This is a genomic window from Streptomyces sp. 63XJN7_1_ISO-PGPR-S23-121 (assembly GCF_056173025.1).
In genome coordinates this window covers 870,346-894,444 of record NZ_CM149653.1, presented here as the reverse complement: position 1 = coordinate 894,444, position 24,099 = coordinate 870,346, and the positions used below count along the sequence as shown (strand labels likewise).

The 24,099-nt window shown below is 71.9% G+C and carries 20 protein-coding genes and 1 pseudogene; 6 read left to right on the top strand and 15 right to left on the bottom strand.

Annotated features, from left to right (window positions below; genetic code table 11):
• Positions 1–39: 39 nt before the first annotated feature.
• The 10 genes from AC0VYN_RS04210 to AC0VYN_RS04165 all read right to left on the bottom strand — a co-directional run bounded on the left by AC0VYN_RS04210 (position 40) and on the right by AC0VYN_RS04165 (position 11,935).
• A complete protein-coding gene (locus AC0VYN_RS04210; RefSeq protein WP_475534833.1) occupies positions 40–1,089 on the bottom strand; it encodes a BMP family lipoprotein in 1,050 nt (349 codons plus the stop codon).
• 352 nt (positions 1,090–1,441) lie between these two features.
• Positions 1,442–2,491: a BMP family lipoprotein gene (locus AC0VYN_RS04205; RefSeq protein ID WP_475534832.1), complete on the bottom strand. Its 1,050-nt coding sequence runs from the start codon at positions 2,489–2,491 to the stop codon at positions 1,442–1,444.
• Positions 2,492–2,665: 174 nt separating this feature from the next.
• Positions 2,666–3,898, bottom strand: coding sequence for a M20 family metallopeptidase (locus AC0VYN_RS04200; protein ID WP_475534831.1), 1,233 nt, complete (start codon positions 3,896–3,898; stop codon positions 2,666–2,668).
• Between the two features lie 272 nt (positions 3,899–4,170).
• Complete coding sequence (locus AC0VYN_RS04195; protein ID WP_475534830.1) at positions 4,171–4,497, bottom strand: hypothetical protein; 327 nt, start codon at positions 4,495–4,497, stop codon at positions 4,171–4,173.
• Between the two features lie 230 nt (positions 4,498–4,727).
• Positions 4,728–6,575, bottom strand: a complete 1,848-nt coding sequence (locus AC0VYN_RS04190) for an alpha/beta hydrolase (RefSeq protein WP_475534829.1) — start codon at positions 6,573–6,575, stop codon at positions 4,728–4,730.
• 6 nt (positions 6,576–6,581) lie between these two features.
• The gene (locus AC0VYN_RS04185) at positions 6,582–7,040 is read right to left on the bottom strand and encodes a hypothetical protein (RefSeq protein WP_475534828.1); all 459 of its coding nucleotides are present in this window, start codon (positions 7,038–7,040) and stop codon (positions 6,582–6,584) included.
• A 201-nt stretch (positions 7,041–7,241) separates the two neighbouring features.
• Positions 7,242–8,303 (bottom strand): hypothetical protein, encoded by a 1,062-nt coding sequence (locus AC0VYN_RS04180; RefSeq protein ID WP_475534827.1) that lies wholly within the window; start codon positions 8,301–8,303, stop codon positions 7,242–7,244.
• Between the two features lie 47 nt (positions 8,304–8,350).
• Positions 8,351–9,289, bottom strand: coding sequence for an N-acetylneuraminate synthase family protein (locus AC0VYN_RS04175; RefSeq protein ID WP_475534826.1), 939 nt, complete (start codon positions 9,287–9,289; stop codon positions 8,351–8,353).
• A 13-nt stretch (positions 9,290–9,302) separates the two neighbouring features.
• A complete protein-coding gene (locus AC0VYN_RS04170) occupies positions 9,303–10,565 on the bottom strand; it encodes a cytidylyltransferase domain-containing protein (protein ID WP_475534825.1) in 1,263 nt (420 codons plus the stop codon).
• A 53-nt stretch (positions 10,566–10,618) separates the two neighbouring features.
• The gene (locus tag AC0VYN_RS04165; RefSeq protein ID WP_475534824.1) at positions 10,619–11,935 is read right to left on the bottom strand and encodes a DUF6716 putative glycosyltransferase; all 1,317 of its coding nucleotides are present in this window, start codon (positions 11,933–11,935) and stop codon (positions 10,619–10,621) included.
• Between the two features lie 197 nt (positions 11,936–12,132).
• On the opposite strand from AC0VYN_RS04165, the gene AC0VYN_RS04160 reads away from it, so the two are divergent.
• From AC0VYN_RS04160 to AC0VYN_RS04145, 4 genes and pseudogenes are all read left to right on the top strand, one after another.
• Positions 12,133–13,113 (top strand): glycosyltransferase family 2 protein, encoded by a 981-nt coding sequence (locus tag AC0VYN_RS04160; RefSeq protein WP_475534823.1) that lies wholly within the window; start codon positions 12,133–12,135, stop codon positions 13,111–13,113.
• On the top strand, positions 13,110–14,444 hold the full coding sequence (locus tag AC0VYN_RS04155) for a polysialyltransferase family glycosyltransferase (protein WP_475534822.1): 1,335 nt from the start codon (positions 13,110–13,112) through the stop codon (positions 14,442–14,444). Before AC0VYN_RS04160 ends, AC0VYN_RS04155 begins: the two co-directional genes overlap by 4 nt.
• Before the next feature lie 242 nt (positions 14,445–14,686).
• A complete protein-coding gene (locus tag AC0VYN_RS04150) occupies positions 14,687–15,847 on the top strand; it encodes an acyltransferase family protein (RefSeq protein ID WP_475534821.1) in 1,161 nt (386 codons plus the stop codon).
• Positions 15,848–15,924: 77 nt separating this feature from the next.
• A pseudogene (locus AC0VYN_RS04145) lies at positions 15,925–16,224 on the top strand (class I SAM-dependent methyltransferase); the annotation flags it as partial.
• A 5-nt stretch (positions 16,225–16,229) separates the two neighbouring features.
• Here AC0VYN_RS04145 and AC0VYN_RS04140 read toward each other — a convergent pair.
• Positions 16,230–16,880: a TetR/AcrR family transcriptional regulator gene (locus AC0VYN_RS04140; protein WP_475534820.1), complete on the bottom strand. Its 651-nt coding sequence runs from the start codon at positions 16,878–16,880 to the stop codon at positions 16,230–16,232.
• Positions 16,881–16,959: 79 nt separating this feature from the next.
• Here AC0VYN_RS04140 and AC0VYN_RS04135 point away from each other — a divergent pair, with 79 nt between their 5' ends.
• The gene (locus tag AC0VYN_RS04135; RefSeq protein WP_475534819.1) at positions 16,960–18,360 is read left to right on the top strand and encodes an FAD-dependent oxidoreductase; all 1,401 of its coding nucleotides are present in this window, start codon (positions 16,960–16,962) and stop codon (positions 18,358–18,360) included.
• Positions 18,361–18,390: 30 nt separating this feature from the next.
• Here the strand turns inward: AC0VYN_RS04135 and leuE are convergent, their stop codons facing one another.
• Both leuE and AC0VYN_RS04125 read right to left on the bottom strand, forming a co-directional pair.
• Positions 18,391–19,041, bottom strand: coding sequence for a leucine efflux protein LeuE (leuE, locus tag AC0VYN_RS04130; RefSeq protein WP_475534818.1), 651 nt, complete (start codon positions 19,039–19,041; stop codon positions 18,391–18,393).
• Positions 19,042–19,140: 99 nt separating this feature from the next.
• Positions 19,141–20,721 carry an acyl-CoA mutase large subunit family protein gene (locus tag AC0VYN_RS04125; protein WP_475534817.1) on the bottom strand — a complete coding sequence of 527 codons (1,581 nt, stop codon included), beginning with the start codon at positions 20,719–20,721 and terminating at the stop codon, positions 19,141–19,143.
• 267 nt (positions 20,722–20,988) lie between these two features.
• On the opposite strand from AC0VYN_RS04125, the gene AC0VYN_RS04120 reads away from it, so the two are divergent.
• The gene (locus tag AC0VYN_RS04120) at positions 20,989–21,909 is read left to right on the top strand and encodes a L,D-transpeptidase family protein (RefSeq protein ID WP_475534816.1); all 921 of its coding nucleotides are present in this window, start codon (positions 20,989–20,991) and stop codon (positions 21,907–21,909) included.
• A gap of 203 nt (positions 21,910–22,112) precedes the next feature.
• Here AC0VYN_RS04120 and AC0VYN_RS04115 read toward each other — a convergent pair whose 3' ends face one another.
• Together AC0VYN_RS04115 and AC0VYN_RS04110 are read right to left on the bottom strand one after the other, a co-directional pair.
• Entirely contained in the window at positions 22,113–23,300 is a 1,188-nt protein-coding gene (locus AC0VYN_RS04115) for a hypothetical protein (RefSeq protein ID WP_475534815.1), read from the bottom strand.
• Positions 23,300–23,962 (bottom strand): RNA polymerase sigma factor, encoded by a 663-nt coding sequence (locus AC0VYN_RS04110; protein ID WP_385463130.1) that lies wholly within the window; start codon positions 23,960–23,962, stop codon positions 23,300–23,302. The genes AC0VYN_RS04115 and AC0VYN_RS04110 overlap by 1 nt, the downstream gene beginning before the upstream one ends.
• Positions 23,963–24,099: the final 137 nt, after the last annotated feature.

The following is a 24,099-nucleotide window of genomic DNA, read 5'->3' as shown; positions in this document are numbered from 1 at the left end:
CCGCGGTTACACACTGTTCGAGGTGGTGCTCAGCTCAGTTCAGCTGCTCTTGACCTTGATCTCACCGCTGACGATCTTCTCCTGGGCCGCCTTGACGGCCGCCTGGAGGTCGGCGTTGCCCGCGAACTTCGGGTTGGAGACCGACAGACCGACCTCGCCGGACTTCAGATCGCCCTTGACGATACCGGTCACGGGCTTGCCGTCCTCGACCGACTTCGCAAGGTTGTACACGGCCTTGGCGACGTCCTTGGTGGCCGACGTCAGGATGGAGTCCTTGTACTTGGCGAGGGCTTCCTGCTTGTACTGGTCGGAGTCGACGCCGATCGCCCAGATCTTGTGGGCGGAGGCGGCCTCGATGACGCCCTGGCCGGACAGGCCGGCGGCGGCGTAGACGACGTCGGCCTTCTTCTCGATCTGGCCCTCGGCGGCGGTCTTGCCCTTGTCGGGGCTGGAGAAGCCGCCCTCCTCCGCCGTCTGCGTCAGGTACTGCGACAGCACCTTGACCTTCGGGTTGGTGTCGGTGACACCCTGCTCGAAGCCGGCCTGGAACTTGTGGATCAGCGGAACGTCCACGCCGCCCACGAAGCCGACCGTGTTGGTCTTGGTGCTCTTGGCGGCGGCGACACCGGCGAGGTAGGAGGCCTCCTCCTCGCTGAAGACCAGGTCGGCCACGTTCTTGGCCTGGATCTGGGAGTCGTCCACGATGCCGAAGGTGGTGTCCGGGTACTTCTCGGCCGCGTTCTTCATGGCGGTGGCGTACGCGTAGCCGACGCCGATGACCGGGTTGTAGCCCTGCTTCGCCAGCGACGCGAGGCGCTGCTCCTTGTCGGCGTCGGTCTCGCCCTCGGTGGGCTCGATGTCGGCCGTGGCGTAGCCGAACTCCTTCTTCGCCTGCTCCAGGCCCGAGTAGGCGGCGTCGTTGAAGGACTGGTCGCCCTTGCCGCCGACGTCGTAGGCGATGGCGAGACCCTTGTCGCCCTTCGAGTCCGACGACCCGGAGGAGGTCGAGGTACCGCCGCAGGCGGCGAGGGCGAGGGCCAGGGAGGCGGTCGCTGCGCCTGCGACCGTGATCCGGGAAATCCGGCGCATTGTGGAGCTCCTGTCGTACAAGCGCCGTACGGTTCGGCTTCGGCGCTGGCTTCGCCGCAGATTAACGCGCGTAGACCTGCCTGAAAACCCCTTCTGTCCACCTTGTTATCCGCCCGTGAGCAAGGTGACGCGGACGACGGTCCGGGGCTTGCCGGGCGCGAACGCGGGGTGGCGGAGGGTGACGCCGAGGGGTCCGGAGCGGTCCGGCGGGTGGCTGCGCGGATGCGGGCGGTCCGGCGGGGGGCGCCCGGACGAAGCGGGCGGGTAGCGGGCGGGCGGGCGGGGGGTGGGAACGCCGAAGCGGGCGGGCGCCGGGGGCGCCCGCCCGCTTCCGGGACTCCGTGCCGGCCGTCTACTCGGTCTTGACCTTGATCGAGCCGCCGACGATGCCTTCCTTGGCCTTGGCCACGGCGTCCTTCGCGCCCGCGACCTCGGCGAACTTCGGGTTGCTGTCGGACAGGCCCACACCGTCGGACTTCAGGTCGAAGGTCTGGGTGCCGGTGAGCGGCTTGCCGTCCTTGACCGACTTGGCCAGGGCGAACACCGCGCCGTTGATGTCCTTCAGGGCGGAGGTGAGGATGTGGTCCTTGTACGCGGCGAGGGCTTCCTGCTTGTACTGGTCCGAGTCGACGCCGATCGCCCAGACCTTCGCCTTCGCGGCGGCCTCGATCACGCCCTGGCCGGACAGGCCGGCCGCCTGGTAGACGACGTCGGCCTTCTTCTCGATCTGGCCCTCGGCGGCGGCACGGCCCTTGTCGGGGCTGGAGAAGCCGCCCTCCTCCGCGGTCTGCGTCAGGTACTGCGACAGCACCTTGACCTTGGGGTTGGTGTCCGTGACGCCCTGCTTGAAGCCCGCCTCGAACTTGTGGATCAGCGGAACGTCCACGCCGCCCACGAAGCCGACCGTGTTGGTCTTGGTGGCCTTGGCGGCGGCGACGCCGGCGAGGTAGGAGGCCTCGTTCTCGGCGAAGACGAGGGACGCCACGTTCTTGCCCTCGACCACGGAGTCCACGATGCCGAAGGTGGTGTCCGGGTACTTCTCGGCCACGGCCTTCATCGCCGGGCCGTAGGCGAAGCCGACGCCGATGACCGGGTTGTAGCCCTGCTTCGCCAGCGAGGCCAGACGCTGCTCCTTGTCCGCGTCCGTCTCGCCCTCGGTGGGCTCGATGTCGGCGGTCTTGTAGCCGAACTCCTTCTGAGCCCTCTGCAGACCGGCGTACGCGGCGTCGTTGAAGGACTGGTCGCCCTTGCCGCCGATGTCGTAGGCGATGGCGAGGCCCTTGGCGTCCTTGCCGTCGTCGCCGCTGCCGCTCTCGCTGCTGGTGCCTCCGCAGGCCGTGGCGGCGAGTGCGAGCGAGGCGACGCCCACCGCGACGCGGGTCAGTCTGGATATCCGACGCATCTGAAGTTCCCCATTCTCCAAAGCCCCGCAGCGGGCGCTCGGTTCGGCGCACATTAACGCGCGTAGAAACTCCTGGGAACGGGGTTCCGCAGGGCCGTTACCCATTCGTGCCGCTGGCCGGTTACGGCCCGGTGAACCACCGGGCCGAACGCGGCGGAAGGGGGTCGAAGCGGGCTACTGCACGGCGTCGATGAGCGCGGCGGCGGTGAACATCTCCACGCCGACGGTGATGGCGTGCTCGTCCACGTCGAAGTCGCCCTGGTGCAGGTCCCGCACCGTGCGCTCGCCGGGCGGACGCACGCCGAGCCGGGCCATCGCGCCGGGCACGTGCTCCAGGTACCAGGAGAAGTCCTCGCCGCCGAGGCTCTGCTCGGTGCCCTCGACGGAGTCCGTGCCGCGCCGGGCGACCATGGCGGCCTGGAGCAGTTCGGTGCTCGTCACCTCGTTGACGACGGGGGGCACGCCCCGGACGTAGGTGATCTCGGACTTGGCGCGGTGCAGGTTGGCGATCTCGTCGATGGCGCCGACCACGAGGTCGGGCGCCTGCCGCCACGCGTCGAGGTCGAGGCAGCGCACGGTGCCGGCGAGCTCGGCGTGCTGCGGGATGACGTTCGGGGCGTGGCCGCAGTCGATCCGGCCCCAGGTCAGGGCGAGGCCGCTGCGGCTGTCCACGCGCCGGGCGACGACCGCGGGCACGTCGACGACGACGCGGGCGGCGGCGGTGACGAGGTCGGTCGTCAGGTGCGGCCGGGCGGTGTGGCCGCCGGGCCCGTTCAGCGAGATCTCCAGCCGGTCGCAGGCGGAGGTGATGGGGCCCACCCGCAGCCCGACCTTCCCGGCGTCCACCCGGGGGTCGCAGTGCACGGCCAGGATGCGGCGCACGCCCTCCAGCGCGCCGCCCTCGATGGCGTCGGCGGCACCGCCGGGCAGCACCTCCTCCGCGGGCTGGAAGACCAGCCGCACGGGCCGGGGCAGCAGACCCTGCTCGTGCAGGGCGGCGAGCACGAGGCCGGTCCCGAGGACGACGGTGGTGTGCACGTCGTGCCCGCAGGCGTGGGCGCGGTCCGGGACGATCGAGCGGTACGGGCAGTCGTTCTTGGTGTCCGGGATGGGCAGCGCGTCGATGTCGGCGCGCAGCGCCAGCATGCGCGGCCCGCCGGCCCACTGTCCCGAGTCGGTGCCGATGTCGCAGACGAGCCCGGTGCCCACGGGGAGCACGCGCGGCTTGAGACCGGCCCGCTCGAGCCGCTCCTTGATCGCCGCGGTGGTGCGGAACTCCTGGTTGCCCAGCTCGGGGTGCATGTGCAGGTCGCGACGGAAGGCCACGAGCTCGGCGCGCAGCGCCTCGGGCAGGGTGCCGGGAAGCAGCGCTTCCCCTGACGGATCGGCCTCGGACTCTCGGGACATCAATTGCTTCACCCTCTGAAGGGTAGGACGCCGAGGCAGTCAACTGTCCCTCGATCAACAAAAGTTCAACCCGTTAGGGGAAGAAAAGTTGGCCGTACGGCGCATAGGTGCCGACGGAGGTGGGTAAGCTCGCCCGCTTTTGGCCGCCGCGCCCGCCTCCGTTTCCTTGCTCCTTCACGGATACCACGCTCCGTGCGCCCCACGCGTCCCCGGCCACGGCCGGACGGGCCCTGGCGACGGCCGCGGTTGCTCCTGCCCGCCTGCACGTGTCGTCAGGCCTGAGTGGGGAGGGACTCGGTGGACGACCAGAAGCTCGAACGGACGTTCGGGGCGGGAAGCTCCTGCTGCGAGTAGTCCGGGCCGCTCGGCCTGCTGGTCGGTTGAGCGACCTCGGACTTCTCCACACACGGGGTGGTGACGCTCAGATGGGCTTGGCCATTGGGGGCGATCAGGACCTCGAGCTGGAAGTCGTCCGGAGTCCTGAAATGGGCGACGAGTCCGTTCCCACCCGTGGCGACGAGGGTGTAGCCCTCGCTCTTCCAGTGACGTTCCAGAACGCCGAGGAAACTGCCGCGCCGTTCGGCGGAGATGATCGTCATCACGGCACGGTCACGATCCACGTAGCAGTCACCCGGCATGGAGTACCGATGCGTCCACTGAACGGGAGGCTTGATGGCCGCAAATGTCTCGTCCAGAATCTGGTCCGCCCTGTCCGCGGCTTCTTGCAGGTTCATCTTCGATTGACTTTCTTTGCTCGAGGGCGCCGAATCCGTCATGCCACACCCAGCGAGAAGCAGCGCCAGCGTTGTGACCGCGGCCGCCCCTTTCCTCATCGCGGCGTCTCCCTTACGACGTATTCCGGATGCCCTGCGACAATGGCAGCGATGTTCTGTGCGGATACTTTGTCCTTCCCCTCTTCCGGGTTGAAGTAGTTGCTGTGCGCTTCGAGATCCAACTTCGAATCCAACAGATTGGGGACGGAGGGCTGAACCAGCTCCGGTCCGGGCATGACCTCAAACCTGTTGGCGCCGAACGCCTTGCTCGCCGGATCCTTGCCGAACCAGACGTCGTCGTCACCCTGGTCGGCGATCTCTCCTCCGAGATAGGCACCGAGCGGCCCGCCTCCGAAGAATCCCATCACTCCCGCCGTGGCTTCCTTCGACGAAGGGAGCTTGGTGACGACGTCGTTCTCCGCTGCGCCCACCCAGACGTGGTTCTTTCCCACGCCCAGCTCCTCAGCCTTGTCGACGCCGACGCCGGGGCTTCCCACGAGAATGATGTCGTCAGCGCCCGGGATTCCTCCCGCTTCCTGCGTGGCGGCCCCTACCAGTCGAGAACCATAGGAATGTCCGATAGCAGTGACATGAGGGTCGGGCGTCTCGTTGGTTGCCGATATCCCGTCCATGAAACCGTTGTAATCGGGTGCCCCGCGTTTAGCATCGGTGGCGGTCATCACATCGATCGATTGAGGCGCATCGTAGCCGAGCCAGACGATCGCGGACGAGGAGGAATCATACTTCTGAGCACCCACGGCCGTATAGTAGGCGCGCTTGACCGTGCCGTCGGCAAATTCGGAGTCGAGCTTGGTACCCAGGCCCGGAACATAAGCCGAAACATTCTTCGAGGTGTCCGGATTCCCGTAGGCCACGATTGCCCTGCCGTTTCCTTCGAGCCCGATGCCCAGGAGGTACATCGGCGGCACGCTGGGTTTACCGAGCTTCTCCTGGATGCCCTGGAGACCTCCCAGCTTGGCCTGCGACGCCTCGTCGTGGTGGCCTTCGAGGGATGCGATGAGCAGAGGCAGGTTCTCGCGGTTCGCCTCGTCGCGTACCGCGGAGGGAATACCGTCCAGGTTTCCGATGACCTCGGGGAACGCGATTCTGAATTCCTCGCGCTCCTCGTCGGTGAGGCTGTCCCACCACTCCTTGCGGTCGGCGGGAGACTTGTCGAGCGGGATGGCGTCGCGGAGGTATTCGTCTGCGGCCGTGCTGACGACGCCGACGTCGGACGCCACGTCCGCCCACGTCTTCGTGCTGACGCTCAGTCCCGGCGCCGCCTTGAGCTTCCCCAGCGCCTCGCTGTAGCGCTCGTCTATCTCGGTGGCTTCCCGCAGGGCGTGGGCTATGCGGTCGGCTATGTCCTGGGCCTTCGCGAAGTGCGGGTTGCCGTGGTGGATGTCGATACCGCCGGTCTTGCCGTCCGGCGAGTACAGACCATTGGGTCCGGGGCCGTACAGGGACCTGTTGCTGGGGCCCAGCATGCCGTTGTTGCCCACGGCCGTGCCGCCGGGGACCGGGGCTCCGGTCGCCTTGTTCTCACCGCCGGCGGGAAAGGTGACGTCTCCGGTCGCGCTCACCGGGTAGCCCAGTGCCGCCGCGTCGTCCAGAGCCTCGGTCAGCCGGCGTCGGGGGGAGGCGATCTCGGTCGAGAAGCCGTTGAGCGACCCGCTGACCAGGCCGCACTCGACCTGGGTGTAGTGGAGGTTCTCCGAGAGCTTCTTCAGCTGTTTCTGCGCGGCGTCCGCGGCCTTGCCCTCGTTGGCCGCGTCCATGGCCTTGGTGATCTGCTTGTCGATGCGCTCCCGGGAGGCGTCGGCCGCATCGCTCACCGCGCGGTATCCGTCCGCGGCTTCCGCGTACTCGGTCGGCACGAGTGCCTTGAGGGTCTTGATGTCCACGACCGGTCACCGACCTCCGCCGTGGCCGGCGGACGCGTCCTTGGAACCGACGCTCAGCGCGGCGATCTCGGCCTCGATCGCCTGATCCGTCCTCAGCTGGTCATTGCCCGTCTTCTCCAGGACTCCGGCGAGTCCGTCGCACAACTCGTCGATGTCCTCCACCCGGCGCTGCCACGAGTCGAAGACCCCCTTCTGCGCCGCGGCGGTCAGAAACGCCGACGCCTTGCCGAGGCCGGTCTGGGACTCCTCCAGTTTCGTCAACGCCTTGCCCAGGTTGGTGCGCAGCTCCCCCAGGCCCTCCCCCGCCTTGGACCACGCGGACTTGTCCGACCGCAACCTGCCGGACGGGGGGCCGTAGGTACCACCGGCACCCCCCTGGCCGTCCGGTAACTGGTTCAGCCGCATGTGCGCGGACTGCCGCTCGGCTGCCGCGGCCTTCAGCTGCTCCCACTCGTCCCACGCCATGCGTGCCCTCCCCGGTTTCCTGACGTACGTCGCCGCACGGACACGTGTCCCATGCCGGCATCGCTGTGTGGCCGGGACGAATCTAACGTCCCGTCACCAGGAGCCCCACCCGTTTCGGTCACCAGTGCGTCTGAGTACGCGTACTCAGGTCGGGACCGGCCCCGGTCCGGCTGGGGGGGGTGCGTTTCGCGGTCGCGTCGGTCAGCCCGCCACCGCCGGCAGCCGGTGGGCCGCGCGGGCCGTGGTGGTGACGCCGGAGAGGAAGCCGGTCGCCCGGGGGGAGGCGGACCGGGTGAGCCAGGCGGGGTCGATGTCGCAGACGGCGACGCGGACCTCGGTGCCGGTGAGGGCGAGGGGGAGCGTGTGGACGACCGTGGACGGAAAACTGAGGACGGTGCGGCCGATCGGGCCACGGCGGGCTATGAGTTCCAGCGGGAGGTCGGGGCGGACGATCTCCAGTCCCGTCTCCACGGCCAGGCGGTGGAGTTTCTCGGTGCTCTCGCGGCGGTGGGCGAAGTAGCGGGCCGCCCCGTGGGTCTTCGCCAGGGTGCGGACGGCGTCCAGGTAGCGGTCGGTGTCCACGACGCCCGTCTCCACCAGGGAGGTGCCGACCATGTCGGCGCCCTTGGTGATGCGGGGCGGGCCGAAGCGGGCGCGGGTCCAGGCGAAGGCGTTGGCGGTGACGGTCACGCCGTCCGGGACCTCCTCCACCGGCATGGCGGAGAAGACCTCCACGGCGCGGCCCCCGGCCGGGGTCAGGCGGCGCCGGGCGGACCGCGACACCGGGGCGAAGAGCAGGTCGCGGGGTCCGGGGCGGCTGCCCTTGCGGTGCCAGCGGACCAGGCGTTCGCCGCGGGCGAGCTGGGTGACGAACTCCATCGTGGCCGTGCCGTCGTCGACGACGACCAGGTCGCGGGCCCGGGTGATGGTCAGCAGGAGTTGGACGTAGCGGGAGAAGGGGTCGCCCATGACGACGCGGTCCGCGCGGCGCAGGGGCGTGGCCAGGCTCCCCACCGTGCGGAAGGGTGCCGTGGCGCCGCCCCGCGCCTCCTCCCAGCGGACCTCGTGGCCCTCGTGCCGGGCCAGTTCCGCCATGCGGCGGAGCTGGCCGCGGGTCATCGGGTCCACCGGGGACAGGACGACGAGGGTGAGTTCCGCGCCGGGCGCACGGGTGTGCGCCCACTCCAGCACGTTCAGCAGTTGCACCGGGCTCTCGACGAAGGCGAGAGTGCGGGGGCCGGCGTTCCCGGCGCGGGGGCTCATCGGCGTACGACCGTCCCGTCGTAGGGCGTGGTGGGGGTGGGAGTGGGTCAGACCGTGACCGGCTCGCCGGCCGCCGTGGCGATCTCCGCCTCGGCGACGACACCGGTGACACGGCGCAGCTTCTTCATCGGGCCGAGCTCGGAGTCGTAGACCTTCTTGACGCCGTCGCCGAGGGAGGCCTCGATGGTGCGGATGTCGCGGACCAGGCGGGTCAGGCCCTGCGGCTCGACGGAGGCGGCCTGGTCGGAGCCCCACATGGCGCGGTCGAGGGTGATGTGGCGCTCGACGAAGGTGGCGCCGAGGGCGACCGCGGCGAGGGTGGTCTGCAGGCCCGTCTCGTGGCCGGAGTAGCCGATCGGGACGTTCGGGTACTCCTGCTGGAGGGTGTTGATCACGCGGAGGTTCAGCTCCTCGGCCTTCGCCGGGTAGGTGGACGTCGCGTGGCACAGCAGGATGTTGTCGCTGCCCAGCACCTCGACCGCGTGGCGGATCTGCTTGGAGGTGGACATGCCCGTGGACAGGATGACCGTGCGGCCGGTGGCGCGCAGGGCGCGCAGCAGCTCGTCGTCGGTGAGGGAGGCGGAGGCGACCTTGTGGGCGGGGACGTCGAACTTCTCCAGGAAGGCGACGGCCTCGGTGTCCCACGGGGAGGCGAACCAGTCGATGTTCCTGCTCTTGCAGTAGTCGTCGATCTGGCGGTACTCGTCCTCGCCGAACTCGACGCGGTGGCGGTAGTCGATGTACGTCATCCGGCCCCAGGGGGTGTCGCGCTCGATGTCCCACTGGTCGCGCGGGGTGCAGATCTCGGGGGTGCGCTTCTGGAACTTGACGGCGTCGCAGCCGGCCTCGGCGGCGGCGTCGATCAGCTTGAAGGCGTTCTCGATGTCACCGTTGTGGTTGATGCCGATCTCGCCGGTGATGTAGACGGGGCGGCCGGGGCCGGCCTCGCGCGTGCCGAAGGTGCGGATGCGGGAGTTGGTGCTCATGGCAGGGGGTTCCTTACGTGGACTGGGTGAGCGGAGCGGGGGTCGCGGAAGGGTCGAGGGAGGGGCCGAGGAGCCAGCCGGCGATCTCGCGGATCGCGCCGTCGCCGCCGGGGACGCTGGTGACGGCGCGGGCGGCGCCCCGCACCACGTCGTGGGCGGAGGCGACCGCGACCGGCCAGCCGACGAGGGCGAAGCACGGCAGGTCGTTGACGTCGTTGCCGACGTAGAGCACGCGCTCGGGGGCGATGCCCTGGTCCTCGCACCACTGCTTGAGCGCGAGGTCCTTGCGGTCGATGCCGTGCAGCACCGGGAGCTGGAGCTTCCGGGCGCGGGCGGCGACGACCGGGTTCACCTCCGTGGACAGGATCAGCATCGTCAGGCCGCTGCGGCGCAGGGCGGCGATGCCGAGCCCGTCGCCGCGGTGCACGGAGACGAACTCCCGCCCGTCGGAGTCGATCAGCACCCGGTCGTCGGTCTGGGTGCCGTCGAAGTCGAGGACGACGGCGTCGATGTCGGCGGCGGTCGGCAGGGCGCCGGGCCGGGCGGCGTCGAGGAGGGGCGCCAGGGCGCGGGCACGGGCCAGGTCGTGCGGGTCGTCGATCTCCAGGACGCGGGCGGGGTCGGTGCGGACCAGTTCGGTGCGGCCGAAGAAGCGGTGCCGGTGTGCGCGGAAGCCCGCCGCGTCCATGGCGTAGGCGGCGCCGGTCTCCAGCAGGTCCTGGGGGCGGTCCTGGCGTCGGGGGCGGTGGGCCTTGTCGTGGTTGACGCCGTGGCCGCCGTCGCCGCCGTCGGAGGGGCCGTCACGCCAGACGAAGCCGTGGAAGGGGGCGACGGTCACCGCGGTGTCGGCGCCGCCGGCCACCGCGCCGGCCACCGCGTCGACGTCCTCGCGGACGAGGAAGGGGCTGGTGCACTGCACGAGCAGCACCACGTCGACGGCGGCGCCGTGCAGGGCCTCGTGGGTGTCCAGGGCGTGCAGCACCGCGGCCTCGGAGGTGGCCGTGTCCCCGGCGATGGCGGCGGGGCGCAGCACCACCTCGGCGCCGGCCTCCCGGGCCGCCGCGGCGATGGCCCGGTCGTCGGTGGAGACCACGACGTCCGTCACCAGGCGGGTGGCCCGGCACTCGCGGACGGCGCGGGTGACGAGGGGGACGCCGCCGACCGGGGCGAGGTTCTTCGCGGGTACGCCCTTGGAGCCGCCGCGCGCGGGGATCACGGCGAGCACACGGCGCACCGAGGCGCCTCGGCCCGCTTCCGGGTCGTCCGGCTGGGTCATGGCAGGGGCTCCTTGGGCGGGTACGGGGGTCTGGGGTCGGGCGGGGCGGCCGGTCACAGCTCCCCCATCCGGCGGATCACCGGGGCGACGCGCTGGACGCCGTGCCGGTAGGCGCCGCGGGCGGCACGGCGCACGACCTGCCGGACCGGTCCGGGTGCCTTGTCGGCGGCGGGTGCGCCGGGCAGCGGGGTGCCGTCCGGGCCGAGGTGGTGGCGGGCGAGGATGCCGGGCAGGTAGCCGGGGGCGGTGACGGGCGTGTAGTAGGGGCGGAGCGGCGGCAGGCCGCCGGGCCGGCCGAGCAGCGCGGTGATGCGTGCGCGGGCCGAGTCGAAGGCGGTGCCGTACGTGCCGTCCTGGGCGACCCCCTGCCGGGCCACCCACGCCGGGTCGGCCACCGGGCGGTGGCCGGCGTCGAGCTGGTCCCAGGAGGCGAGGCAGCCGGAGCCGACGAAGTGGTGGTTGCCGAGGGTCTCGCGTACGCCCAGGTCGGTCAGCACGGCCGTCGGGATGCGGCGGTGCAGGGACTCCAGGGCGGCCGTGGAGCTGACGGTGACCAGCAGGTCGGTGCGGTCGAGGACCTCGCCCATGTGCCCGTAGACCAGGCGGAAGTTGGGCGGCGGGTCGGCCTTCTGCACCAGCTTCTGGTAGGGCAGCTCCTCGATGTGCGTGGTGTGTTCGCCGGGCTTGGAGCGGAGTTTGAGCAGCACCTCGCGGTCGGGGTGCCGGCGGGCGTGCCGGACGAGCCGGTCGAGCAGGTACGTACGGCCTTGCCGGCTGTCCGGGACGGAGGGCTGGGCGGCGAAGACCACCGTGTACGGGTGGCCGTGCTCACCGGTGTGCTCCGCCCCGCCCAGGAAGGGCAGCGCGACCTCGGTCACCGCCGAGGCGTCGGCGCCGACCCCCTCGTACACGGTCCGGAAACGGTCCGCGTCCTGGCGGGAGTTGGCGAGGACCAGATCGGCGCCGTGGCGCAGCAGCAGGCCGTCGGTGAGCTTCTCGTAGACGACGCCGACGTAGCCGGTGACGACGACGGGGCGCTCGGTGCGGCCTTCCCACACGTGTCCCAGTCCGTGCAGCATCGCCTGGACGCCGCCGCCGACCAGGGCGAGGACGAGCACGTCGTACGGCTCCTCGGCCATGGCGCGCAGGAACTCGGCGGCGGTCACCTCGCGGAGCGAGTCCGCGGCGGCGCCGACCTCCGTCAGCTGGCGGGCGGTGGGGGTGGCTCGGCCCCGCAGGAGGTAGCCGTCCAGGTGGACGTCCGCACCCTCGGGGGAGATGCGGGCCGCGGTGAGCGCGCCCCATTTCCACCGGGTGTCGGAATCCGCGAGAACGGCGACTCGCCGGGCCTTCGTTGCACTTGCTGGCACACCGAGGACGCTAGGAAGCCATTTCTAGTAACCGCCCAACCGGAATGCAACAAACGGTGAACAGCATGTCGCCGAATGGCGAATCGGGTCGCCGGACGCCGGAAATCCCGTCCACTTCACGGCTTCGCCACGCCTCGTTCACTTCGCATCAAGGTTCAGGTAAAGCCGCATGCCGGGCCGGCGCATAACGTCGCCACGTGCCCAAGCTCTCCGTCATCGTGCCGTTCTACAACGTGCGGCAATACGCACCCGACACCCTGCGGAGTCTGCGCGCGAACGCGCGGGAGGACTTCGAATTCATTCTCGTCGACGACTGCTCGTCCGACGGCACCGTGGACCTTCTCGCGCGTGCCGAGGAGGAACTGCCGGGGGCGGTGCTGGTCCGCCACGAGCGCAACGGCGGCCTGGCGACCGCCCGCAACACCGGCATCGACCGGGCGCGCGGCGAGTACCTGACCTTCCTGGACGGGGACGACTGGCTGGCCCCCGGCCATTACGGCCGGCTGGTCACCGCGATCGAGGACCTGGGCTGCGACTTCGTGCGCACCGACCACGTGCAGTGCACGGCGCGGGCGCGGACCGTGTTCCGGGTGCCGCACGGGCGCAGGAACGTCTCCCTGCGGCCGCGCGACGCGATCCTGCCCGCCCACCGCTCCACCTCGGTCGACTACGCCTACGCCTGGGCCGGGATCTACCACCGCCGGCTGGCCGACCGGGGCCTGCTGCACTTCACCGACGGGCTGCGCACGGCGGAGGACCGGCCGTGGATCTGGAAGCTGCACCGGGAGGCGGAGTCCTTCGCGGTGACCGGGCTGCTCGGCGTCTTCTACCGGCGCGGGGTGGCGTCCTCGCTCACCCAGATCGGGGACGTCCGCCAGCTGGACTTCATCCGCGCCTTCGACCAGGTCGTCGCCGAGACGGCCGCGGACGCCGACGCCGCGCGGCTGCTGCCGAAGGCGGTGCGCACGTACTGCGCGATCATCTCCCACCATCTGGGTTCCATCGAGAGGTTCGAGCCTGCCGTGGCACGGAAACTGAAGGCGATGAGCGCCGCCGCGCTGCGGCGGATGCCGCAGGACGCGCTCGACGGGGTGCTCGCCTCGATGGACGCCGAGCGGGCGACGCGGCTGCGCCGGCTGCGCCGCCGTCCGGTGCCGGCCGCGGAGGTGGCGGCGTGAGCACGCAGATCTTCCTGGCATCGACGCTGTACGGCACGGCCACGCTCGCCGCCGCCCTGGACGCGGGCTGCTTCGCGGCGGCCGACCGGCGGATCCTGCTGGTCTCCAACAACGCGGCGACGCCCGAGACGACCCCGTCCCTGGACGTGATGCCGGGGTTCGAGCGGCTGCGGGACCGGTTCGACGACGTGGTGTCGTGGAACGAGGCGGTCTTCCCGTTCCACCCGGGCGGCTGGGCGCCGCGCGTGGACGACGCCCCGATGTGGGAGCGGTATCTGCGGCTGGCCTGGGGGCTCGGGGACGACGACGTCGAACTGGTCGTGGAGTCCCTCCAGGTGCAGCCGGCGCTGGGGGTGGCGCAGATGTTCCCGGACGCGCCCCTGACCGTGTACGCGGACGGTCTGATGAGCTACGGGCCGACCCGCAACAAGCTCGACCCGCTGGTCGGCACCCGGGTGGAGCGGCTGCTCCACCTCGACCTGGTGCCGGGGCTCACCCCGCTGCTGCTGACCGAGTTCGAGGTGGGTGCGGAGCTGGTGCCGGCCCCGGCGTTCACCAAGGTGCTGGCCGAGCTGGCGGACACCGGTGCCGGTCTGCCGGACGTCGAGGAGCCCGCGCTGCTGCTCGGCCAGTACCTGTCCGCGCTGGGCATCCTCTCCGCCGAGGAGGAGGAGGACCTGCACGTGCGGATGCTCACCGGCGCCGTCGGCCTCGGGCACCGCCGGGTGGTGTTCAAACCGCACCCCACGGCCCCGGCCCGCTTCACACGCACCCTGGAGGAGGAGGCGGAGCGGCTCGGCGTCGCCCTCACCGTGGTGGACACCCCCGTGCTCGCCGAGGTGCTGTACCAGCGGATGCGGCCGGCGCTGGTGGTCGGCTGCTTCTCCACGGCCCTGCTGACCGCGTCCGCGCTGTACGGCCTGCCGGTCGCCCGGGTCGGCACCGGGACGCTGCTGGACCGGCTGACGCCGTACGAGAACAGCAACCGGGTGCCCGTCACCATCGTCGACGCGCTGCTGCCCGAGCCGGACGACGCGCCGGCCGTCACCGAGCGGCGCCAGGGCCTGGAGCCGGAGGCACTCGGCGCCCTGGTGCGGGCCGTGGGTTTCGCCATGCAGCCGAAGATACTCACCGATCTGCGGCCGGACGCGGAGGAATACCTGCGCGGGAATCTGGATGCGCACACCTGGAGGTATTTCAAGAAGCGGCGGCTCACTTCCCTCGGACTGCCCGGCGGAATTCCCGGCCGGCTGGCCTTTCTGCCGCACAATTCCACGGCACGGAAGGTGGCGCGGCGGGCGCGGGCCATTCGGCGCTCGATCAAACGCTGAGGTGACGCCGAATGACGGGAGGGTGAAGCGGGCGGGAGCACCGGCCGTCGTCGCCGTTCCGTCATCCGGCGTTCCGCAGGATTTCCCCCGGTGGCCGGCCCGGCGGCGCCCTGCCGGCCGGAGGCGTGCCTAGCCTTGCCCCACCCACCACACACGCGTTCCTCGTACTGCCGTTCACACTCGGCCCCTCTCCGGGCGTCCCGACCGACGACGAGTGGGGGAACGGCCGAAGGAGACCAGCAGTGACCGAGACGGTCGTGAGCACGTCGACAGCGGGGCCCGGCGCGGCCGGTGCCCCCGCTCCGGCGCCCGGCGCGGCGATACCTCAGGCGCCGCGGGCGAAGGCGGCCCCGGCCCGGCTGCGTGCCCTGGACGGGCTGCGGCTGGTGGCCGCGCTGATGGTGGCGGCGTACCACTACGGCGGACGCGGCGGTTCCGTCGCCGACGCGTGGGGCAGCTCGCCCAAGTTCCAGTTCCCGACGCTGCACACCTTCTTCGCCTACGGCTGTCTCGGCGTCCAGGTCTTCTTCGTGATCAGCGGCTTCGTGATCTGCATGAGCGGCTGGGGCCGGTCCCTGACGTCGTTCGTCGCCTCCCGCGCGTCCCGGCTGCTGCCCGCCTACTGGGCGGCGGTGATCCTCGTGACGGCGGTGTTCGCGCTGCCGGTCGTCGTGTACGAGGCGGTGTCACCGAGTGACGCGCTGGTCAACCTGACGATGCTCCAGCAGCCGCTGGGCGCCGACCGGGTGCTGGGCGTGTGCTGGACGCTGTGGGTGGAGGTCCGCTTCTACGCGCTGTTCGCGCTGTGCGTGGTGCTGCCCGGCGCGAACCGCCGGCGCGTCCTGATGTTCTGCGCCGGCTGGCTGCTGGCCGCGGCGATCGCGCAGGCCGCGCACGAGCCGCTGCTCGAGCTGGTGCTGATGCCGGAGTACGCGCCGTTCTTCGTGGGGGGCGTGGGCCTGTACCTCGTCCACCGCGACCGGCGTGACGCGCACGCGTGGGGCCTGGTGGGCGCCGGCTTCCTGATCGGCCAGCACTTCGCGGTGCGCGACCTGTGGAACGCCACCGACCCGAACGCCTTCGCGCACCGGACCACGTTCGGCATCGTCCTGGTCGTCGCCTTCGGCTTCGTCGCGGTCGCGGCGGTCGCGCTGGGTTGGCTGAACCGGGCGAACTGGCGCTGGCTGACGGTGGCCGGTGCGCTGACCTACCCGTTCTACCTGGTCCACGAGCACCTGGGCTGGGTGGCGATCCGCTTCCTGCACCGCGGACTGCACGTGCCGTCGGCGGCGACCTTCGTGCTCACCGCGGCCGGGATGCTGGGCCTGGCCTGGCTCCTGCACCGGTACGTCGAGAAGCCGCTGACACCGTGGCTTCGTACGGTGCTCAGCCGATCACACTGAGCGATTCGCGCGATATTCCGCCCACCGAATCGAGCACGCCCGCTGTCACTCCGGGCCCGAGGAGGCATCCTCCCTTCATGGCGACCGCGCAGGCAAAGCACACGCATCCCGCTGAGCTGAACGACGTCCCCGGCTGGTTCTGGCCGCTCGACCAGGTGCTGTTCTCCTGGTTCCTCGAACGGCAGGAGGCCGCCGGAACCCGCGGCGACCTCCTCGAACTGGGCGCCTACCTGGGCAGGAGCGCGATCCTCCTGGGCCACCGCCTGCGGGACGGCGAGAAGCTCACCGTCTGCGACCTGTTCGAGGCGGACGCCCCGGACGAGGCGAACCGGGCCGAGGCGGCGAAGTCGTACGCGACGCTCACCCGGCAGGCCTTCGGGTCTCAGTCGAGGCCGTAACGCGCGGCGATTCCGTCGATCACCAGCGCCAGCCCTTCCTCGAAGTGCCGATCGTAGTCCTCGAAGATCTCCGCGCCCGCCGCGGCCGACAGGGGGAAGTCGGCCAACCGGCGGGCGCGTTCGTTCATGTCGTAGCCCTCGCGCCGCTGGTCGGGCAGGGGGGCGACGCCCTGTTCCTCGGTGACGAAGCCGAGCGTGTAGACGTACGTCGTCGAGGTCGCCCGCACCGCCTGGGGGAGGGTGAAGCCGGCGGCGGTGAACAGGCGCAGGCCGTCCTCCATCTGTTCGGCGTGCTCCAGGCCGGTGAAGCGTGAGCCGCTGAAGACCTTGGCGCCGTCTCGGTAGCCGAGCAGCGACGCGCGCAGGCCCCGGTTGGTCTTGAGCAGCCGTTCGCGCCAGGTGTCGCCCGGGTCGAGCGAGCCCTCGGCGATCATCCGGCGGTACATCTCGGTGGCCATCTCGTCGAGCAGGGCCTGCTTGTCCTTGAAGTGCCAGTACAGGGCGGGCGCCTTGACGTCCAGTTCCCGGGCGATGGTGCGCAGGGTCAGGCCGTCGAGGCCCACCTCGTTCAGCAGCTTCAGCGCCGTGTCCGCGACCCGTCGGCGGTCGAGGGGGGCGCGTCGTTCCGTTCCCACGCGCACAGCTTGACACCTTAACGCTGTTAAGGAGATCCTCGGGGGCAGGCAGCACTTAACAGCGTTAAGGAGATGCGGCATGCAGACGGACGTTCTGATCACCGGCGCGGGCCCGACCGGACTCGCGCTCGGCATAGACCTGGCCCGGCGCGGGGTGGACGCGCTGGTGGTGGAGCGCGGCGGGACGCTGTTCCCCGGCTCGCGCGGCAAGGGCCTCCAGCCCCGCACCATGGAGGTCTTCGACGACCTCGGCGTCCTCGACGCGATCCACGCGGCCGGCGGCGGCTACCCGGTCGGCATGGTCTGGCAGGACGGCGAGCGGCTCGGCGAGCACTCCCTCTTCGACCCGGCCGAGGCGAGCGAGGACTCGCCGTACAACGCGCCCTGGATGGTGCCGCAGTGGCGGACCCAGGAAATCCTGCTGGCCCGGCTCGAGGAACTGGGCGGCACGGTGGCCTTCGGCCGGGAGGTCGTCGGCCTCGCCCAGGACGCGGACGGCGTGACCGCGCAGCTCGCGGCCGGGGAGCCCGTGCGCGCCCGGTACCTCGTCGCCGCCGACGGCGGCCGGTCGGCCGTGCGGCGCGCGCTCGGCATCGGCATGACGGGCGAGACGGTCGATCCGGGTCCGATGCTGGTGGCGGACGTCCGGATCGGCGGCCTGGACCGCGACAACTGGCACATCTTCCCGCCCCGCGGGGACACCGGGTTCCTCTCCGTGTGCCCGCTGGCCGGCACCGAGGACTTCCAGGTGGTCGCGCAGTTCCCGGAGGGCACCGACGTGGACCTCACGGCGGACGGCGTGCGCAAGGTCGTCGCCGACCGCACCCACCTGGCCCCCGAGGACGTCACCGAGGTCCGCTGGGCCTCCGACTTCCGGCCCCGGGCGGCGCTGGCCGACCGCTTCCGCGCGGGCCGCGTCCTCCTCGCCGGGGACGCCGCCCACGTGCACTCGCCGGCCGGCGGGCAGGGCCTGAACACCAGCGTGCAGGACGCCTACAACCTGGGCTGGAAGCTGGGCGCGGTGCTCGCGGGCGACGCCCCGGACGGGCTCCTGGACAGCTACGAGGAGGAGCGGCGCCCGGTCGCCGCCGGGGTGCTCGGCCTGTCGACCGGCGTCCACCGCGGCGAGGTGCGGCGCGGGGGCGCGACCCGGCAACTGGGGATCGGCTACCGGGATTCGTCCCTGACGGCGGAGACCCGTACCGTCCCGGACGGTGCCCTGCGGGCCGGCGACCGCGCGCCCGACGGCACGGTGGACGGCGTCCGGCTCTTCGACGCGTTCCGCGGACCGCACTGGACGCTGCTGGCGCTGGGCACCGACGCGCCGCCGGTGCCGGAGTCGGTGCCCGTGGTCCGGGGGCCCGGACACGGGGCGTACGGAACGGGGCTGTTCCTGGTCCGGCCGGACGGCCACGTCGGCTGGGCGGGCGCGGACCCGGCCGGCCTCGGCGGGTACCTGGCCCGCTTCGGCCTGGCCTGAAGACGGTCCGGGCGCTGCCCGACGCCGGGTCTAGGCGCCGGCCACCGACAGCTTCACCGCGAAGCCCAGGAACAGCGCCCCCGCCGCCGAGGTGGCTCCCGCCGACAGCCGCCTGCGGCGGCGGAAGGCGGCGGCCAGCCTGGTGCCGCTGAAGATCAGCGCGCTGAGGTAGAGGAAGCTGAAGAACTGGGCGAAGGCGCCGAGGACGACGAAGGACAGGGCCGGGTAGGCGTAGCCCGGGTCGACGAACTGCACGAAGAAGGCGACGAAGAAGAGGATCGCCTTCGGGTTGAAGAGGCTGACGACCAGCGCCCGGCGGAAGGGCCGTTCGTCCCCGGCCACGGGGGCGGTGGTGTCCGGCGCCTCCTGCTCGCGCCGCGTCCGCCACATGCTCCACGCGGCCCGCATCATGCCGACCGCGAGCCACGTGAGGTACCCGGCGCCGGCGTACTTGACGATCGCGAAGAGCACGGCGTTGGCCTGGAGCAGCGAGGCCACCCCGGCGGCCGACAGCGTCATCAGCACCGTGTCCCCGCACCAGACCCCTGCGGCGGCCGTGTACCCGGCGCGCACGCCGCGGCGGGCGGCCACGGAGAGGACGTAGAGGGAGTTGGGGCCGGGCAGCAGGACGATGAGGACGAGGCCCGCCAGGTAGGTGGGGAGGTCTATGACGCCGAACATGGAGGGAGTGTCGCACGGGGGTGCGGCACTCCGCTCCGGCATTTCAGCCGTCGGTACGGACGCCCACGCAGCGCGTCCGACGGGTGATCAGAAACGTGCTCAGAAGGCGTCCGAGGGCACGTACGTCCCCCACACCTCGCGCAGCGCGTTGCACACCTCGCCCACCGTCGCCCGGGCCCGCAGCGCGTCCTTCATCGGGTAGAGGACGTTGTCCTCGCCCTCGGCGGCCTTCTTCAGGGCGGCCAGGGCCGTGTCCACCGCCTGCTGGTCGCGCTCGGCGCGCAGCCGGGCGAGGCGTTCGGCCTGCTGGGCCTCGATGGCCGGGTCGACCCGGAGGGGCTCGTACGGCTCCTCGGCGTCGAGCTGGTAGCGGTTGACGCCGACCACGACCCGTTCGCCGGAGTCGGTCTCCTGGGCGATGCGGTAGGCGCTGCGTTCGATCTCGCTCTTCTGGAAGCCGTGCTCGATGGCGTTGACCGCGCCGCCGAGGTCCTCGACCTTCCGCATCAGCTCGAGGGCCGCGGCCTCCACGTCGTCGGTCATCTTCTCGACGACGTAGGACCCGGCGAAGGGGTCGACCGTGGCCGTCACGTCCGTCTCGTAGGCGAGGACCTGCTGGGTGCGCAGGGCCAGGCGGGCCGACTTGTCGGTCGGCAGCGCGATGGCCTCGTCGAAGGAGTTGGTGTGCAGCGACTGGGTGCCGCCGAGGACGGCCGCCAGGCCCTGGACGGCGACGCGGACCAGGTTCACCTCGGGCTGCTGGGCCGTCAGCTGCACGCCCGCGGTCTGGGTGTGGAAGCGCAGCATCAGCGACTTGGGGTTCCTGGCGCCGAACTCCTCCTTCATCACCCGCGCCCAGATCCGGCGGGCCGCGCGGAACTTGGCGACCTCCTCCAGGATCGTCGTGCGGGCCACGAAGAAGAAGGAGAGACGGGGCGCGAAGTCGTCGACGTCCATGCCGGCCGCGACCGCCGTGCGCACGTACTCGATGCCGTCCGCGAGGGTGAACGCGATCTCCTGCGCGGGCGACGCGCCCGCCTCGGCCATGTGGTAGCCGGAGATGGAGATGGTGTTCCACTTCGGGATCTCGGCCCTGCAGTACTTGAAGATGTCCGCGATCAGCCGCAGCGAGGGCTTGGGCGGGAAGATGTACGTCCCGCGCGCGATGTACTCCTTCAGCACGTCGTTCTGGATCGTGCCGGTCAGCCTGTCCGCGCTGACGCCCTGCTCCTCGGCGACGAGTTGGTAGAGCAGGAGCAGCAGTGAGGCGGGCGCGTTGATCGTCATCGACGTGGAGACCTTGTCCAGCGGGATCCCGCCGAACAGCACCCGCATGTCGTCGATGGAGTCGATGGCCACGCCGACCTTGCCGACCTCGCCCGAGGCGATCGGGGCGTCGGAGTCGTGGCCCATCTGGGTAGGCAGGTCGAAGGCGACCGACAGGCCCATCGTGCCGTTGGCGATCAGCTGCTTGTAGCGGGCGTTGGACTCCGTCGCCGTGCCGAAACCGGCGTACTGGCGCATGGTCCAGGGGCGGCCGGTGTACATCGTCGGGTACACGCCGCGGGTGAAGGGGTAGGCCCCCGGCTCGCCCAGCTTCTCGGCCGGGTCCCAGCCCGCCTGGCTGTCGGGCCCGTAGACCGGTTCGATGGGCAGTCCGGACTCCGACTCGCGCGTCATGGTGTGTTGCCTCCCGCTGAGCATGTGTTCGAGCTGCTCGAACTACCCGTCAGTTACTCGCCAGTACAGACCGACCCTCCGAGGGACTGTATCGGCGCTCGCGCGCCCCGGTGCAGGGGCACACGCTGGGACCTTGCTCACAGCCGCCTTGCGGTCCCGGTCACAACGATGCCGCGCCGTTCGCGGCGCGTCATCCGCGGGGAGCATCTCTGGGGGACATCCGTGGCGAACCGTGGGACGACGGGGACAGTGATGCGTATGAGGGGCATGAGCAATGCGCGGTACGGGCGGGGCGCGGTCGCCTGCGCCCTGGGCGCCGTGCTGGCGGCGGGCGGCTGCACGGTGCAGGGTCCCGGCATCGACGGCGCGGGCCCGCCGGCGCCGGGTGCCGACGGCACGGCCCGGCAGGCGCCCGGCGCCGGCGGCACGGCGCGCTCGCCGGCCCCCGGCGCCCGCGGCGCGGGGCGTCCGTCCGCACCCGGCGCCGCCGCCGGTGCGCCGTCGAAGCGCGCCCCGTCCGTCCGCCGGCCGGCCCCCGCTCCGCCCGCCCGGCCCGCGCGGGTGCTGTGGTCGCGGGGCTCCACGGGCCGGGACGTGCGCGAACTCCAGGCACGGCTGCACCAGATCGGCTGGCTGGTCGACGGGCCCACGGGGACGTACGACGACCTGACCGAGCGTGCGGTGAACGGCTTCCAGCGCAAGCGCGGACTGCCCCGGACCGGCCGGACGGACACGGTCACCTGGCAGCGGCTGCTGGCGATGACGCGCGAGCCGGGGAGGTGGGAGCTGTACCGGATGGGCGGGCAGCCGGCCGCCGCGCCCGACGCGCGCTGCCTGACCGGGCGGGTGCTGTGCATCAGCAAGTCGAGCCGGACGCTGCGCTGGATGGTGGACGGGCGGACGGTGTCGACGATGGCGGTGCGGTTCGGCTCCCAGTACACGCCGACCCGGGAGGGCGTCTTCCACGTCTACTGGAAGTCGCGGCACCACTGGTCGACGCTCTACCGCTCGCCGATGCCGTACGCGATGTTCTTCAGCGGCGGCCAGGCCGTGCACTACTCGTACGACTTCGCCGCCCGCGGCTACGCGGGCGCCTCGCACGGATGCGTCAACGTGCGGGACGAGGGGGCGATCGCGGACCTCTACGCGCGGGTGCGCGACGGCGACAAGGTCGTCGTGTACCGCTGAGGCGGTCCGGGAGCGGATGGGGCGCGGGCGGGACCGGGGGAACGTGTCCCGCCCGCGCCGAGGTGCACGAGCCGCAGGTACGGGGGGAACCCCGGCTCGGTGCGGAAGCCGATGACCAGTCGGCTCACTCAGTACTGCGCCCCGGCGGCCGAAAGTGTCACACCTGCGGCGGAGAAAGTTGCGCGCGTGAGCGAAAACGCAGGTCAGGCGGTGTTGCCAAGCCCCGGAGACTCCTGCTGGGCGTGCTTCGGGCGTCGGTCCGGCAGGGGCACGAAGGCCGCGGGCGCGCCCGTGGCGTGGGCGGGCCGCAGCGCCGCGGAGCCCTGGGCGTGGGGGTTTCCGGCGCTGCGGCCCGGGCCGTCGTCGTCCTCGTCCCCTGAGTCCTCGCCCTGGCCGCCGCCCTTGTCGCCGTTTCCGCCCTGGTCGCCCTGGTCGCCCTGGCCGCCGTTGTCGCCCTGCTTGCCGTTGCCGTTGCCGTTGCCGTTGCCGTTGCCGGCCTTGCCGCCGGTGCTCTTGCCGGGCGTGCCGTTGCCCGCCGTGCCGCCCACCAGTCCCTCCGCGGCCTCCCCGGCGCCGTCACCGGTCCGGTCCCGGGTCGCGGCATCGGTGCCGGCGAGGACGCTCCGGCAGTACGCGTCCACCCGTGAGGTGCCGCCGGCCGCCTCCGTCAGCGCGCGCCCGCGGGCGCCGTCCAGCGTCCTGCCGGCGCCCACCTCGCGGCACGACGCGGCGAGTTCCCGCCGGCGGACGCCCGCGCCGCCGGTCCCCTGGTCGCGGGTGCCCGGGCCGGGCTCGCCGGCCTCCTCGTCGCGCGTGGTCCCGCTGCCGGAGGGGCCGGGCGTGACTCCGTCGGGCGTGGATCCGCCCCGCGGGCCGTCCAGCGGCGCGGGCGGGCCGAGCGGGCGGTCGGGGGTCGTCGCCGCCGAGACGCTGGCGGCGGGGTCCGGTTCGGCACCGCCGAACGGGGTCGGCAGGACTCCGGTTCCGGCCGCGACCGCCACCCCGCCGACCATGCCGGCGGTCAGCGCGGCGGCCAGACCGAACCGCAGCGGACGGCCCCAGCGGGAGCGCCGGACGCCGTCGCGGCGCGCTCCGACACGGACCAGCCCGGCGTCGGAGTGCCGCACCGGGGCGTCGTGGCCGAGGGCGGCAGGCGCGTCGGCCCACTCCCCCGCCCGGTCGGCGCGCGCCTTGCGGAAGGCGGCCAGCGCGGCGGCCTCACCGGGCAGTTCTCCGCTGGTCGGCGCGGGGTGCGCCGCCAGCGCGTCCAGGGTCTCGGCGAGCCGTCCGGCCCGGTCCAGCGCCGCGGGGTCGACAGCTTTCAGTGACTCTCCGCGCAGCAGGATCTCCGCCGTTTCGCGGTCCAGCCACCCGTCCTGCTCGTCGGCCATCACATGTCCTTCTGCGTCCGCGGACGCGTATGCGTCACAGTCGCGGACGTCACCGCACGGTGGCGCGGTTCTCGCTGGGGCGGCAGGGCGTCGAGCGCCCCGGTGGATTCCGGATCGCCGCCGAGCAGTTCGGCCAGGCGCTTCAGTCCCCGGTGCGCCGCCGTGCGGACGGCTCCGGGGCGCTTGCCCAGCGTCTCGGCCGCGCTCTTGGCGTCGAGGCCGACGACCACCCGCAGGACGACCGCCTCGGCCTGGTCCTGGGGCAGCCGCGCGATGAGGGAGAGGGTGCTGCCGGTCGCCAGGGCCTCGATGGCCTCGCCGGCGGTGTCGGACTCGGCGGCCCTGCCGGTCAGCTCCGTCTCGTCGCCGCCGATCGCCGGCCGACGTCCGCGCATGCGGATGTGGTCGAGCGCGCGGTTGCGGGCGATCCGGGCGGCCCAGCCGCGGAACCGGTCCGCGTCGCCGTCGAAGCGGTCGAGGTCGCGGGCGATCTGCAGCCACGCCTCGGACGCGACGTCCTCGGCGTCCGGCTCACCGACCAGCGTCCGTACGTACGTGAGCAGCCGCGGGTGCACCGAGCGGTACACAGTCCGGAACGCGGTCTCGTCCCCGTCCTGTGCCGCACGCACCGCGGCGGTCAGCTCCGCGTCGTCCCCCAGCACCGAACGCGCCTCTCTTTGCACCTCAGCCGGCGCCGCTCTCGCGGACCGGGTGCTCGCCGTCGTGGTTCCTCAATGCGTGGTCGCGGTGGTCCCCCGCTGCTGTGATGCGGAAAGGTCCCCCGCTGATCGGCGCGAAA

What these genes read in the sequence shown, in the direction of transcription:
- AC0VYN_RS04195 (WP_475534830.1), bottom strand. Translation starts at nt 4,497, where the DNA reads ATGACGATCATCTCCGCCGAACGGCGCGGCAGTTTCCTCGGCGTTCTG.
- AC0VYN_RS04200 (WP_475534831.1), bottom strand. Translation starts at nt 3,898, where the DNA reads ATGTCCCGAGAGTCCGAGGCCGATCCGTCAGGGGAAGCGCTGCTTCCC.
- AC0VYN_RS04170 (WP_475534825.1), bottom strand. Translation starts at nt 10,565, where the DNA reads ATGACCCAGCCGGACGACCCGGAAGCGGGCCGAGGCGCCTCGGTGCGC.
- AC0VYN_RS04175 (WP_475534826.1), bottom strand. Translation starts at nt 9,289, where the DNA reads ATGAGCACCAACTCCCGCATCCGCACCTTCGGCACGCGCGAGGCCGGC.
- AC0VYN_RS04125 (WP_475534817.1), bottom strand. Translation starts at nt 20,721, where the DNA reads ATGACGCGCGAGTCGGAGTCCGGACTGCCCATCGAACCGGTCTACGGG.
- AC0VYN_RS04180 (WP_475534827.1), bottom strand. Translation starts at nt 8,303, where the DNA reads ATGAGCCCCCGCGCCGGGAACGCCGGCCCCCGCACTCTCGCCTTCGTC.
- AC0VYN_RS04135 (WP_475534819.1), top strand. Translation starts at nt 16,960, where the DNA reads ATGCAGACGGACGTTCTGATCACCGGCGCGGGCCCGACCGGACTCGCG.
- leuE (WP_475534818.1), bottom strand. Translation starts at nt 19,041, where the DNA reads ATGTTCGGCGTCATAGACCTCCCCACCTACCTGGCGGGCCTCGTCCTC.
- AC0VYN_RS04210 (WP_475534833.1), bottom strand. Translation starts at nt 1,089, where the DNA reads ATGCGCCGGATTTCCCGGATCACGGTCGCAGGCGCAGCGACCGCCTCC.
- AC0VYN_RS04120 (WP_475534816.1), top strand. Translation starts at nt 20,989, where the DNA reads ATGAGCAATGCGCGGTACGGGCGGGGCGCGGTCGCCTGCGCCCTGGGC.
- AC0VYN_RS04185 (WP_475534828.1), bottom strand. Translation starts at nt 7,040, where the DNA reads ATGGCGTGGGACGAGTGGGAGCAGCTGAAGGCCGCGGCAGCCGAGCGG.
- AC0VYN_RS04115 (WP_475534815.1), bottom strand. Translation starts at nt 23,300, where the DNA reads ATGGCCGACGAGCAGGACGGGTGGCTGGACCGCGAAACGGCGGAGATC.
- AC0VYN_RS04205 (WP_475534832.1), bottom strand. Translation starts at nt 2,491, where the DNA reads ATGCGTCGGATATCCAGACTGACCCGCGTCGCGGTGGGCGTCGCCTCG.